Annotated in this window: 14 protein-coding genes and 1 pseudogene; 11 read left to right on the top strand and 4 right to left on the bottom strand. The window is 61.6% G+C overall.

Features of this window, described 5'->3' with window-relative positions; genetic code table 11:
* The first annotated feature begins 57 nt into the window (after positions 1-57).
* The 8 genes and pseudogenes from AC07Y2_RS22960 (at position 58) to AC07Y2_RS22925 (ending at position 9122) form a co-directional block, all read left to right on the top strand.
* A complete protein-coding gene (locus AC07Y2_RS22960) occupies positions 58-876 on the top strand; it encodes an SDR family oxidoreductase (RefSeq protein ID WP_074688099.1) in 819 nt (272 codons plus the stop codon).
* 144 nt (positions 877-1020) lie between these two features.
* Positions 1021-2025 (top strand): annotated as a pseudogene (locus AC07Y2_RS22955) (substrate-binding domain-containing protein).
* 56 nt (positions 2026-2081) lie between these two features.
* Positions 2082-3626 carry an L-arabinose ABC transporter ATP-binding protein AraG gene (araG, locus tag AC07Y2_RS22950; RefSeq protein ID WP_039770641.1) on the top strand — a complete coding sequence of 515 codons (1545 nt, stop codon included), beginning with the start codon at positions 2082-2084 and terminating at the stop codon, positions 3624-3626.
* Positions 3627-3638: 12 nt separating this feature from the next.
* Positions 3639-4607: an L-arabinose ABC transporter permease AraH gene (araH, locus tag AC07Y2_RS22945; RefSeq protein WP_011335422.1), complete on the top strand. Its 969-nt coding sequence runs from the start codon at positions 3639-3641 to the stop codon at positions 4605-4607.
* A gap of 284 nt (positions 4608-4891) precedes the next feature.
* Entirely contained in the window at positions 4892-5605 is a 714-nt protein-coding gene (locus AC07Y2_RS22940) for a GntR family transcriptional regulator (protein WP_103386985.1), read from the top strand.
* Complete coding sequence (locus AC07Y2_RS22935) at positions 5602-6600, top strand: ADP-ribosylglycohydrolase family protein (protein ID WP_074688093.1); 999 nt, start codon at positions 5602-5604, stop codon at positions 6598-6600. Before AC07Y2_RS22940 ends, AC07Y2_RS22935 begins: the two co-directional genes overlap by 4 nt.
* A 133-nt stretch (positions 6601-6733) precedes the next feature.
* Complete coding sequence (locus tag AC07Y2_RS22930; protein ID WP_074688091.1) at positions 6734-8200, top strand: purine-cytosine permease family protein; 1467 nt, start codon at positions 6734-6736, stop codon at positions 8198-8200.
* On the top strand, positions 8193-9122 hold the full coding sequence (locus AC07Y2_RS22925) for a PfkB family carbohydrate kinase (RefSeq protein WP_039770635.1): 930 nt from the start codon (positions 8193-8195) through the stop codon (positions 9120-9122). The genes AC07Y2_RS22930 and AC07Y2_RS22925 overlap by 8 nt, the downstream gene beginning before the upstream one ends.
* 130 nt (positions 9123-9252) lie before the next feature.
* Here the strand turns inward: AC07Y2_RS22925 and AC07Y2_RS22920 are convergent, their stop codons facing one another.
* The 4 genes from AC07Y2_RS22920 to AC07Y2_RS22905 all read right to left on the bottom strand — a co-directional run bounded on the left by AC07Y2_RS22920 (position 9253) and on the right by AC07Y2_RS22905 (position 11120).
* Entirely contained in the window at positions 9253-9633 is a 381-nt protein-coding gene (locus AC07Y2_RS22920; protein WP_074688089.1) for a Rho termination factor N-terminal domain-containing protein, read from the bottom strand.
* Between the two features lie 90 nt (positions 9634-9723).
* Entirely contained in the window at positions 9724-9978 is a 255-nt protein-coding gene (locus AC07Y2_RS22915; RefSeq protein WP_011335416.1) for a hypothetical protein, read from the bottom strand.
* 52 nt (positions 9979-10030) lie between these two features.
* Positions 10031-10375, bottom strand: a complete 345-nt coding sequence (locus AC07Y2_RS22910; protein ID WP_039770633.1) for a hypothetical protein — start codon at positions 10373-10375, stop codon at positions 10031-10033.
* A gap of 82 nt (positions 10376-10457) precedes the next feature.
* Positions 10458-11120, bottom strand: a complete 663-nt coding sequence (locus AC07Y2_RS22905; RefSeq protein ID WP_103386984.1) for an HD domain-containing protein — start codon at positions 11118-11120, stop codon at positions 10458-10460.
* A 117-nt stretch (positions 11121-11237) separates the two neighbouring features.
* On the opposite strand from AC07Y2_RS22905, the gene AC07Y2_RS22900 reads away from it, so the two are divergent.
* From AC07Y2_RS22900 to AC07Y2_RS22890, 3 genes are all read left to right on the top strand, one after another.
* Complete coding sequence (locus tag AC07Y2_RS22900) at positions 11238-11717, top strand: GNAT family N-acetyltransferase (RefSeq protein WP_041475599.1); 480 nt, start codon at positions 11238-11240, stop codon at positions 11715-11717.
* A 159-nt stretch (positions 11718-11876) separates the two neighbouring features.
* Positions 11877-12539: a hypothetical protein gene (locus AC07Y2_RS22895; protein ID WP_074688085.1), complete on the top strand. Its 663-nt coding sequence runs from the start codon at positions 11877-11879 to the stop codon at positions 12537-12539.
* Entirely contained in the window at positions 12536-13030 is a 495-nt protein-coding gene (locus AC07Y2_RS22890) for a PAAR domain-containing protein (protein ID WP_074688083.1), read from the top strand. The genes AC07Y2_RS22895 and AC07Y2_RS22890 overlap by 4 nt, the downstream gene beginning before the upstream one ends.
* The last annotated feature ends 1 nt before the right edge of the window (position 13031 follow it).

The raw sequence follows: 13031 nt of genomic DNA, 5'->3' as shown, positions 1-13031 counted from the left end.
GACCGGACATCGTCAGATGCCCGGTTTTTTTATGCTTTCGAACAGGAGTCCTGATTCATGGCTGAACCCCTTTCCTTGCCGCCGGTGCCTGCACCGCCAAAGGGCGAGCGTCTGAAAAACAAGGTTGTGCTGCTGACCGGCGCCGCCCAAGGCATCGGCGAAGCAATCGTCGCGACCTTCGCCTCGCAGCAGGCCAAACTGGTGATCAGCGATATCCAGGCCGAAAAGGTCGAGAAAGTCGCCGCCCACTGGCGCGAGCAGGGCGCCGATGTACAAGCGATCAAGGCCGATGTATCGCGTCAGCAGGATCTGCATGCCATGGCCAAACTGGCCATCGAGCTGCACGGTCGCATCGATGTGCTGGTGAATTGCGCCGGGGTCAACGTATTCCGTGATCCGCTGGAAATGACCGAAGAAGACTGGAAACGCTGCTTCGCCATCGACCTCGACGGCGCCTGGTATGGCTGCAAGGCCGTGCTGCCGCAGATGATCGAACAGGGTGTCGGCAGCATCATCAACATCGCCTCGACCCATTCGACGAACATCATTCCCGGCTGCTTCCCGTACCCGGTGGCCAAGCATGGCCTGCTCGGCCTGACCCGCGCGCTGGGCATCGAGTACGCGCCGAAGGGTATTCGGGTCAACGCGATTGCGCCGGGCTACATCGAAACCCAGCTCAACGTCGATTACTGGAACGGCTTCGCCGACCCACACGCCGAACGTCAGCGCGCCTTCGATCTGCACCCACCGAAACGCATCGGCCAACCGATCGAAGTGGCAATGACTGCTGTATTCCTGGCCAGTGATGAAGCGCCGTTCATCAACGCCTCGTGCATCACTATCGATGGTGGTCGCTCGGTCATGTACCACGACTGACAAAAGCGGGTTTCAGGTGGAAAGGTCCGCCTGAAATCCAATCATCATACGATATGACTATTGTCGTCATGATTAGCAGGAAACGCTTCGACCGCTTTAACGTTTTTCAAATAACGCTCAAGAAAAATAACAAGGAGTCTGCTTATGAAACGTCGTTTCGGGATTCGTACCCTGTGCAGTACCGCGCTGGCGGTTACTGCGTTCAGCCTGAGCAGTTCGCTGCTGGCCGCCGAAGCCGTGAAGATCGGTTTTCTGGTCAAACAAGCCGAAGAGCCATGGTTCCAGACTGAATGGGCCTTCGCCGAGAAAGCTGCCAAGGACAAAGGCTTCGAACTGATCAAGATCGCCGTGCCGGACGGCGAGAAAACCCTTTCTGCCATCGATAGCCTCGCGGCCAACGGCGCCAAGGGCTTCGTCATCTGCCCGCCGGACGTATCGCTCGGCCCGGCGATCATGGCCAAGGCCAAGCTCAATGACCTGAAAGTGATCGCCGTCGACGACCGCTTCGTCGATGCCAATGGCAAATTCATGGAAGACGTGCCGTACCTCGGCATGGCTGCCTTCGAAGTCGGCCAGAAGCAGGGCGCCGCCATGGCCGCCGAGGCGAAAAAGCGTAACTGAGACTGGAAAGACACCTACGCGGTGGTCAACACCTACAACGAACTCGACACCGGCAAGAAGCGCACCGACGGCTCGATGAAGGCGCTGGAAGATGCGGGCATGCCGAAAGATCACATTCTGACTGCCGCTCTGAAAACCCTCGACGTACCGGGCAGCATGGACGCCACCAACTCGGCGCTGGTCAAGCTGCCGGGCGCGGCGAAGAACCTGATCATCGGCGGCATGAACGACAACACCGTGCTCGGCGGCGTGCGCGCCACCGAAGCCGCCGGGTTTGCCGCGACCAACGTGATCGGTATCGGCATCAACGGCACCGACGCCATCGGCGAACTGAAAAAGCCCAACAGTGGCTTCTACGGTTCGATGCTGCCGAGCCCGCACATCGAAGGCTACAAGACCGCCGAGATGATGTACGAGTGGGTCACCACCGGCAAGGAACCGCCGAAGTACACCGCGATGGACGACGTCACCCTGATCACCCGCGACAACTTCAAGCAGGAGCTGGAGAAGATCGGCCTGTGGAACTGACGGCAGCGGCGGCCCGGGCAGCCGGGCCGCTTGAACGGTGTGATGAGGTGGCTTAAATGCACGCGCAAGTACAGACACAAGAACACAGCGCCAGCGGCAGCCTGCGTTTCAACGGGATCGGCAAGACCTTCCCGGGCGTGAAGGCGCTGGACGGCATCAGTTTCGTCGCTCACCCCGGACAGGTTCACGCCTTGATGGGCGAGAACGGCGCCGGCAAATCGACCCTGCTGAAAATCCTCGGCGGCGCCTACATTCCGAGCAGCGGCGAGCTGCAGATCGGCGAGCGGACGATGGCGTTCAAGTCCACCGCCGACAGCATCGGCAGCGGCGTGGCGGTGATTCACCAGGAGTTGCATCTGGTGCCGGAAATGACCGTGGCCGAGAACCTGTTCCTCGGTCACCTGCCGGCCAGCTTCGGCCTGATCAATCGCGGCGCGCTGCGCCAGCAGGCATTGGCATGCCTCAAAGGCCTGGCCGATGAAATCGACCCGCAGACCAAGGTCGGACGCCTGTCCCTCGGTCAGCGGCAACTGGTGGAAATCGCCAAGGCGCTGTCCCGTGGCGCCCATGTGATTGCTTTTGACGAACCGACCAGCAGCCTCTCGGCGCGGGAAATCGACCGGTTGATGGCGATCATCGGTCGGCTGCGCGACGAGGGCAAAGTGGTGCTCTACGTCTCCCACCGCATGGAAGAAGTGTTCCGCATCTGCGACGCGGTGACGGTGTTCAAGGATGGTCGCTACGTGCGCACCTTCGACGACATGAGCCAGCTGACCCACGATCAACTGGTGACCTGCATGGTCGGGCGCGACATTCAGGACATCTACGATTATCGCGGTCGCCCGCGCGGTGCCGTGGCGCTGAGAGTCGATGGCTTGCTCGGCCCGGGCCTGCGTGAGCCGATCAGTTTCGATGCGCACAAAGGCGAGATTCTGGGCCTGTTCGGACTGGTCGGGGCCGGGCGCACCGAGCTGTTCCGGCTGCTCAGCGGTCTGGAGCGCAACACCGCCGGACGCCTGGAATTGCGCGGCCATGAACTGAAACTGCGTTCGCCCCGCGATGCGATTGCTGCCGGGATTCTGTTGTGCCCGGAAGACCGCAAGAAGGAAGGCATCATCCCGCTCGCCAGCGTCGCCGAGAACATCAACATCAGTGCGCGCGGTGCGCATTCCGGGCTCGGCTGCCTGCTGCGCGGGATCTGGGAAAAGGGCAACGCCGAGAAACAGATCAAGGCCCTGAAAGTGAAAACGCCCCATGCCGGGCAACAGATCAAGTTCCTGTCCGGCGGCAATCAGCAGAAAGCCATTCTCGGCCGCTGGCTGTCGATGCCGATGAAAGTCCTGCTGCTCGACGAGCCGACCCGGGGCATCGACATCGGTGCCAAGGCCGAGATCTACCAGATCATCCATAACCTGGCCGCCGACGGTATTTCGGTGATCGTGGTGTCCAGCGATCTGATGGAAGTCATGGGTATTTCCGACCGCATTCTGGTGCTGTGCGAGGGCGCCCTGCGTGGCGAAGTCAGCCGCGACCAGGCCAACGAATCCAACCTGCTGCAACTGGCTTTGCCGCGCCAACGCGCTGACGGCGTGGCGAACTGAGAGGTGACTATGATGACAACCCAAAACGAAACCCTGCCGACCGAGCGCAAACCTCTGGATATGCGGCGCTTCCTCGATGACTGGGTGATGCTGCTGGCGGCGGTGGGCATTTTTGTCGCCTGCACCCTGCTGATCGACAACTTCCTTTCGCCGCTGAACATGCGTGGCCTGGGTCTGGCGATCTCCACTACCGGGATCGCCGCGTGCACCATGTTGTATTGCCTGGCGTCGGGGCATTTCGACTTGTCGGTGGGTTCGGTGATTGCCTGCGCCGGGGTGGTTGCGGCGGTGGTCATGCGCGACACCAACAGCGTGTTTCTCGGTGTCAGCGCGGCGCTGGTGATGGGCCTGATCGTCGGCTTAATCAACGGCATCGTGATCGCCAAGTTGCGGGTCAACGCGTTGATCACGACGCTGGCGACCATGCAGATCGTCCGTGGCCTGGCTTACATCTTTGCCAACGGCAAAGCGGTGGGCGTCTCGCAGGAGTCGTTTTTCGTCTTTGGTAATGGTCAGTTGTTCGGCGTACCGGTGCCGATCCTGATCACCATCGTCTGCTTCCTGTTTTTCGGCTGGCTGCTGAATTACACGACCTACGGGCGCAACACCATGGCAATCGGCGGCAACCAGGAAGCAGCGTTGCTGGCGGGGGTGAATGTTGATCGAACCAAGATCATCATCTTCGCGGTGCATGGGGTGATTGGTGCACTGGCAGGGGTGATTCTGGCATCGCGGATGACTTCGGGTCAGCCGATGATTGGCCAAGGTTTTGAGCTGACGGTGATTTCGGCCTGCGTGCTGGGCGGGGTGTCGCTGAGTGGTGGGATCGGGATGATCCGGCATGTGATTGCCGGGGTTTTGATTCTGGCGATTATCGAGAATGCGATGAATCTGAAGAATATCGACACGTTTTATCAGTATGTGATTCGTGGGTCGATTTTGTTGTTGGCTGTTGTCATTGACCGTCTGAAACAGCGCTGAGATCAAAAGCTCCCTCACCCCCCCGCCCTCTCTCGGAGGGAGAGGGAGCTGACCGAGGTGTCTTGCGCTCTACATTGACCTGAAGAATTCAGTCGATTATGGATTCAGCGAGCGGGCTCAGGTCGGCGTATCTCCCAAATATCCCCCATTCAGTTCCCTCTCCCTCCGGGAGAGGGCTAGGCGGGCGGCGTTCCGATGAGGGCGCTCTTGATCTTCCCGCCTTCCGTCACCCCACCCAAAATTTCCCTTGCCCGTCTCAACCCGTTTCGGTTATCACTTTGTACATGATTAGACAGGTACGATTTGACAAGAAACAACGGGTGGTCGACGAGCTCGTCCGACGCATCGAAAGCGGCCTCATGGAGGACGGCTTTCTGTTGCCCGGCGAGCATCAGTTGGCTCAGGAATTCAACGTCAGCCGTGGCACGTTGCGCGAAGCGCTGGCCGAACTGAAACGGCGCAAATACATCGCTACGCAAAGCGGAGTCGGTTCCATCGTCACGTTTGACGGGGTAGTGCTCGACCAGCGCAGCGGCTGGGCCCAGGCCCTGGCTGACAGCGGGGCGATGATCAATACCGACGTGCTGCGTCTGGAGGCCGTGACCCGTGCGGATCTGCTTGCACGTTTCGGCTCCGATCAATTCATTCTTCTCGAACGTCGCCGCCGTTCCAACGATGGCACGGCGGTGTCCCTTGAACGCTCTCTGATGCCCGCCAGCGGAGGCCTGGAAAGCCTGCCGCGGGTCGGCCTGATCGACAACTCCCTGACCATCACCCTGGCCGCCTACGGTTACATCGGCCAGCGCGGCGATCAGTGGATCGGTGCCGAGCCGCTCAACGCCGTGGACGCCGAACTGCTCGGCCGTCCGGAGGGCACGGTGTTCCTCAAGGCATTGCGCACCACCTACGACCGGCAAAACCGTTTCATGGAACAGGTCGAAAGCCTGCTCGACCCGGTGCATTTCCGTCTGCACCTGCAATTTGGAGAATCGAAATGACCGCCCTCGACCGTGCCCTGGGCGCGTTTTACGGCCTGGCACTGGGCGACGCGCTGGGCATGCCGACCCAATCCCTGAACCGCGAAACCATCAAGCAGCGCTTCGGCCAGATCACCGATCTGCAGGACGCCGGCCCCTTGCAGCCGATTGCCGCGAACATGCCCAAGGGCTCGATCACCGATGACACCGAACAGGCGATTCTGGTCGGCGAGTTACTGGTCGCAGGCAAGGGCCGGATCGAACCGGCGGTGCTCGCGCAACGGCTGATCGAATGGGAAGCCGAGATGCAGGCCAAGGGTTCGCAGGACTTGCTCGGCCCGTCGACCAAGCGTGCGATTGAAATGATTCTCGCCGGCCACTCGCCGGAAGAGGCCGGGCGCTACGGCACCACCAACGGCGCCGCGATGCGCATCACCCCGGTGGGCATCGCGGCGGATGTCGCCGACCCCGGGCGCTTCATTGCGGCGGTGGTGCAGGCCTGTCAGGTCACTCACAACACCACGCTGGGGATTTCCAGCGCGGCGGCGGTGGCGGCGGTGGTCTCGGCCGGCATCAACGGTCTGGATCTGGGTGAGGCGCTGAACCTCGGCCAGCAAATCGCCCAGCAAGCGGAGTCTCACGGGCACTGGGTGGCCGGCGGGCGCATCGCCTCGCGGATCAGTTGGGCGCGCAGCATCAGTGTCGAGAGCGACCCGGTGTTGCTCGCGGATCTGCTGTACGACGTGATCGGCACCTCGGTGGCCTCGCAGGAGTCGGTAGTGGTGTCATTCGCCCTCGCGCAGCAAGTCGCGGTCGGTGAAATGACGCCGTTCGATGCGCTGTGCATGGCCGCGAGCCTGGGTGGCGACACCGACACCATCGCCGCGATTCTCGGTGCCATGCTCGGGGCCTGCCTGGGCCTGCAGAGCTGGCCGGCGCCGATGATCGAGACGGTGAAGGCCGTCAATGGTCTGGAGCTGGAACCGTTGGTGACAGGGCTGTTGGCCTTGCGCTGATTGGACTGACGCCATCGCAAACCCTGAATATTCACCCGCAATGGATCGCGCAGACAGGCCCAGGAAGGGCGGGATGTCTTTTCGTTCTGCGTCATTGCCACAATCACAATAAAGGCAAACAGGAGCATTTCTCATGAGTTCATCGACCGCCGGACAAAGCGCCGGGCAACTGGAAACCCGGGGCATCGAACCGGTGCCGGAAGGTGAGTGCAACGGCCATCCGCTGCAACTGTTCTGGGTCTGGTTTGCTGCCAACATTTCCATCCTCGGCCTGCCGCTGGGCGCCACGCTGGTTGCGTTTCGCGGCCTGGCGATCTGGCAGGCGATCATCGTCGCGATCCTCGGCGCTGCCGGTTCGTTCGCGGTGGTGGGGATCATCTCGATTGCTGGCCGTCGCGGTCGTGCGCCGAGTCTGACTTTGTCGCGGGCAATCTTCGGTGTACGCGGCAATATCGGCCCGACGCTGGTGTCGCTGATGTCGCGCCTGGGCTGGGAAACCGTCAACACCACCACCGCCGCGTTCGTGCTGCTGTCGCTTTGCTCTATCCTGTTCGGCTCGCCGGTGGAAGCCAAAAGCGCGCCGGTGCTGACCCTGATCTTCATCGCGATTTTCGTGCTGCTGACCCTGTCGGTATCCGGCCTCGGCCACGCCACGTTGCTGGTGATCCAGAAGTGGGCCACCTACGTGTTCGGTGCGCTGAACATTCTGGTGGGCGGCTTCCTCTGCGCGACCATCGACTGGAGCGCGGTGTTCAACGCCACGCCGGCGCCGATCAGCGCGATGATCATCGGCATCGGCACCATGGCCGCCGGCACCGGGATCGGCTGGGCGAATGCCGGCGCCGACATGTCGCGCTATCAGCATCGCAGCGTCAAAGCCGTGCGCCTGGTGGCTTCGGCGGCGTTCGGCGCGGGGATTCCGCTGGTGCTGCTGATCACCCTCGGCGGCCTGCTCTCGGTGGGCAACAACGACCTGGCATCGGCGACTGATCCGATCGTGGCGATCCGCGACATGCTGCCGACCTGGATGGCCGTGCCGTATCTGATCACCGCGTTCGGCGGTCTGCTGTTGTCGAACAACCTGTCGGTGTACTCCGCCGGTTTGACCACGCTGACCCTCGGCCTGAAGGTCAAGCGCGTGTACGCGGTGGTGGTCGACATCGTGGCGATCTTCGCCGGTTCGATCTACTTCATGCTGATCGCCGACAGTTTCTACGGCCCGTTCATTACCTTCATTTCCCTGCTGGCGGTGCCGATCACTGCGTGGGTCGGGATCTTCGTGGTCGACCTGATTCACCGTCACTACTACAGCCCGAAAGACCTGCTCGACGTCAGCCCGAGCAGCGCCTACTGGTACAGCGGCGGCATCGAGTGGCGCGCATTCGGCGCGTGGGCGATCGCCATCGTGCTGGGCTTCAGTTTCACCACCATCGGCACCACGGCTGAAAATGTCTGGTTCAAGGGTTTCCTATCCGACTCCTGGCTGGGCCACAACGGCCTCGGTTGGATCGTGACGTTCGTGGTCGCCGGCGGCATTTACTTTGTACTCGGCGGGGCAAGAGATCGCCGCGCTGCGCAATCCGAGAATGCTCATGCCTAAGATGTTGCACACCGGCCAGGTCATCATCGACCTGGTCATGGCCGTGGATGCGCTGCCGCAGATCGGCGGCGACGTGCTGGCGCAGTCCGCCAGTTTCGAAGCCGGCGGCGGCTTCAATGTGATGGCTGCCGCCGCGCGCAACGGCTTGCCGGTGGTCTATCTGGGTCGCCACGGCAATGGTCGTTTCGGTGATCTGGCGCGGCAGGCGATGAATGCCGAAGGCATCCGTATCGGCATCGAACAGCCTGCAGAACGCGACACCGGCATCTGCGTGGCGCTGACCGATGCGTCGGCGGAACGCAGCTTCATTTCCTACATCGGCGCCGAAGGTGAAGTCACGGCGGCGGAACTGAACAGCGTTGCCGCCGAGGCGGGGGACTACGTCTACGTCAGCGGCTACAGCCTGCTGCACAGCGGCAAGGCCCAGGCGTTGCTGGACTGGACGCTGGCGCTGCCGAAGACGATCAATGTGGTGTTCGATCCGGGCCCGCTGGTGGAATCGCCGGACTCACCGATGATGCAGGCGTTGCTGCCGCGCATCGATGTGTGGACCAGCAACAGCGTCGAGGCGCTGCGTTTCACGGGCGCGGCTGACATCGAAACCGCGTTGGACCGCTTGGCCGTGCACCTGCCACAGAAAGTGCTGATGGTCGTGCGCGACGGTCCGCAAGGTTGCTGGATTCATCAGCGCGGCGAGCGTCAGCATGTGCCGGGTTTCAAGGTGCAGGCAGTTGACAGCAACGGCGCGGGCGATGCGCATGCCGGCGTATTCGTCGCCGGGCTGGCGCAAGGACTGGCCGCTCACGAAGCCGCAAGGCGCGCCAACGCTGCGGCTGCGTTAGCGGTCACTCGCTGGGGCCCGGCGACCGCTCCTGGCACTGCCGAGGTTGATTTGCTGATCAGCAAAAAATGCACTGACTGAACGATCGCACTCGCTGGCAAGCCAGCTCCCACAGGTTTCAGTAGGGGGCGCAGTTTTTGCGAGCCCTTTGATTTCTGTGGGAGCTGGCTTGCCAGCGATAAGGCCTTCAGCCGTTACATCCAGTCTGGACCTAGCCGGCTCTGCGCAACGCCGCAATCAACTCATCTTTACGCATCGACGAACGCCCGGGGATTTTCCGCTCCCGGGCCTCCTTGCGCAGGCTGTCGACCGTCTGCACTTCGCGTGAAGCCTTGCTGTCGCGCGAATGTCCCTCACGACTCACCGCCGCGCGCCGCGCTGATTCCTTGCGATCCTCGGCCTTGGCGCTGGCCGGTTTCCGACGCCCGGAACCTCCGGCCTTCTCGCCGCCGCCGGACTGTTTGTTCACTGTCGCCCAAGCGCGGGCCTCGGCTTCGTCCTTGGACATCCCTTTGTTCTGATAGCTGTCTTCGATGTGTTCGGCTTTGCGCTTCTGTTCTTCAGTGTATTTGGCTTTGCTTCCACGAGGCATGGCGAGTCTCCTGGTGGCTGGATGAATCTCTGCATGAGGTCTGGCGCAGGCGGCGCATTCAACCACTGCCTGCGCCAGTGACCGCAAGCGTCAGGTATCGAGTTTACGCGCCGCTTCCACACCCGCAGCGCTGAGCTTGATCGGCAGATTCAGCGAATGCTCTCCCGCTTCATTGCAAGTGATGTGTCCGTGGTGAATCAGTCCACGCTCCTGCAGGGCGGCGAGGGCACTGGCCACGACTTTCTCGCCGCGATAATTGTCCAGAACCTCTTTGCCGAGGCCGCTCGGGTGGGCATGCAACAGGCGGGTGAGGACTTCTTTTTCCAGGTTTTTATCGACGTTCATGGTTACCTCTTCAGGGAAGTGGATAAGACACGTTGCGTGGATGAAGCACGGATCACTGTCCTGCGCCTTCAGAGCCCGAACCACCCGTGGTGGTTTTCGAGCCGACGCCGGGACCGGCGTTGTCGGGGGCGGCCGGAGCGTCGGGGGTGTTCATGCCGCCCTGGCGACCGGGATCGCTGCCCTGGGTGCGAGGATCGGTTCCCGTCGCGGGTGGCTGATTGATCAGCGGTACACCCGAACCGTCGGTATTCATACCGGGGGCACTGTTGATGGCGGGGGCTCTTGGCTGGGTAACCGGATCGGTCGGCCCGGTACCGGCAGCGGTAGTCGAGGCGGCGAATACCGCCGGGCTGAGGAGGGTAGCGAATACGAGCGCAGTCAACCTTGACGAGATCATAGAGTGTCTCCAGTGATTGAAATCCTTACCTCCTTTTGGTCTGTCCTCGTGAAAGATTGGTGCCTGATGATCGACGAACGGTTCAGAAGGGCTGAGTGCTTTCGAGGCCGATCTCTTCCTTGAATTGCTCCATGAAACCTTTCAGGCGTTGATGACGGAGCTGTGCCAGACGTTGGCCGGCAGCGGTGTGGAAACCGTCGGCAAGGTGCAGCAGTTTGGTCTGGAAATGGTCGAGGCAGAATCTCTTGTCGTCGTAGTCCCTTTCCCGGGCCTCGGGATCTTGCGGGTCGTACAGCGCGCTGCCCATGCGTCCGGCGGTGTAAAAGGTGCGGGCGACGCCGAGCATGCCGAGGGAATCGAGACGGTCGGCGTCGTGCATCAGTCGCGCTTCGAGGGTAAGCGGGGTGATGTTGGCGGAAAAGCTGTGGGCCTCGATGGCGTGGGTGACGGCGTGGATTTTGGCTTCGGGCCAATGCATGTCCGCCAGCACCTTCGAGGCTTTTTCCGCTGCCAGACGCGATGCCTGTGAGCGCAGCGGCGAGTTCTTTTCCACCGCCACACAATCGTGCAGCAGCACGGCCGCGAGCAGCACTTCAAGGTCGCCGCCTTCGTCGGCCTGCAAGGTGCGCGCGTTGTGCCAGACCCGTTGCAGATGCGACAGATCATGAGCGCCGTCTTCCGACGGTTCCAGCGCGTGGGGCAGCAGTTCGCCGGCGAGTGAGGCCAGTGGTTCGAATGCGTTCATGAATATCCTTCAGACCAGTCAGAAATCCCTGTGGGAGGGTAGTGTTTGCTTTGCCATGTGACGAGCGCCGCGCGCCGCCTTAGTATGGCGTTTTCCTTTTTCCGACAAGGCCCGTCCATGACGATCGAAATCCGCCCGGCGACCCCCAGCGATGCACCGCAAATCCTCGCGTTCATCACTGAACTTGCAGACTTCGAAAAGGCCCGTCACGAAGTCATCGCCAGCGTCGCCGACATCGAGCGCAGCCTGTTCAGCGAAGGCGCCACGGCCCATGGCCTGATTTGCCTGCGCGACGGCTTGCCAATCGGTTTTGCGGTGTTCTTCTTCAGCTATTCGACCTGGCTGGGCAGCAACTGCCTGTACCTCGAAGACCTCTACATCACCCCGGAACAACGGGGCGGTGGCGCCGGCAAAACCCTGCTGCGCCACCTCGCGAAAATCGCCTGCGCCAACGACTGCGGCCGCTTCGAATGGAGCGTGCTGGACTGGAACACCCCGGCCATCGAATTCTACAAATCCCTCGGCGCCCAGCCGCAGGAAGAGTGGGTGCGTTACCGCATGGATGGCAAGGTATTGCGCGAGTTTGCCGAGGGCTGAACAAATAGTGGCAATCTGATTGCTGATTCGATTGTCCAAACCGCTCTGGTCCGGCATTCTACGCGCCATTTTTGCGCGCTCACGGACGACACCTGCAATGCCTCTGGCACTCTTTCTCCACGCCCGTGGAGCCTTCGCTGCGTCAACGAGTGACCGGCGATGAGCGGACTACGGGCGTCGATCCGCCTGTATGGCCTGATCAAAAACCTCGGCTCAAGCGACAACCCGAACCGCCAACCGGTGGACATCCTCTGCACCGTCAACCGCTTGGGGGGCACAGCCATCCGTGCGTTTGTCTCGCGCCTCGATGCCGAGCTGATGACACGCAGTGCGGGCTACGAAAACTACCGGGTGATACCGCTGCGCACGTTCGATCCGAACGGATTCATCGATGCCCATCAAGGCTGGCTGACCCTGCACGTATGCTGCGGTTTTGTCGCGCCTGCGGGGCAATCGATTTTCCACCAAGGCGTGCTGTCGCCGATGGGCTGGTATGTCTATTCGGAAACCGGCCGCTGGACAGCCGAGCGCTATCTGGATTTCGGCCCGCAAATGGCCGAGCTGCTGCAAACCACCTACGACCAGCATCGACTGACCGGCTACAACACCTGGCTCAACCAACTCGATGACGCCACAACTGCCGAGTTGAACTGGTTTGCCGACGAAGCCTGGCAACAACTGCAAACCCTCACCCCCCCGAACAGCCGCGAGCATTGTCACGCGCTGTTTGATTCGGTCGACAACCGCTGGCGTTTCGCCGCGACCGACGTCGACCTCTATCAGCCTCATCCGAAACCTCTGAAGCAAGGAGCTTTGAATTGAGTGGTAAACCCGCTGCACGCGTCACCGACCCAACCGCCTGCCCACTGCCGGGCCACGGCAACAACCCGATCGTCTCTGGTTCGCCGGACGTGTTCTTCGACGGACTCCCCGCTGCGCGCATGACCGATAAATCGGCGTGCGGCAGCCCGATTACCGGCGGTGTTTCCGCCACGGTCTTCATCAACGGCCTGAATGCGGCGATGCTCGACAGCACCGGTGGACATGGCAATGTCGTGGTCGGTGGGTCGGGGACGGTGATTATTGGCCAGAGCGGGGGAGGGGCTGCGTTTAGTGGGTTGCTGCCGATGCCGGTGCATTTCAATGATCGGATGCAGGTGATTAACGAAATTACTGGTGAGCCTATGCCAAATCACCCTTACGCGATTCAACGCGCTGATGGGAGCGTGGAGCACGGCGTAACCAATGACGCGGGCTTCACCCATACGGTGAGTTCGCATTTGCCTGAGTCGATCAAGCTGTTCGTGGAGTAGG

Source organism: Pseudomonas sp. GW456-12-1-14-TSB6, from assembly GCF_059424205.1.
The sequence above is the reverse complement of the archived record's forward strand: the minus strand, read 5'-3'. Positions and strand labels throughout refer to the sequence as shown.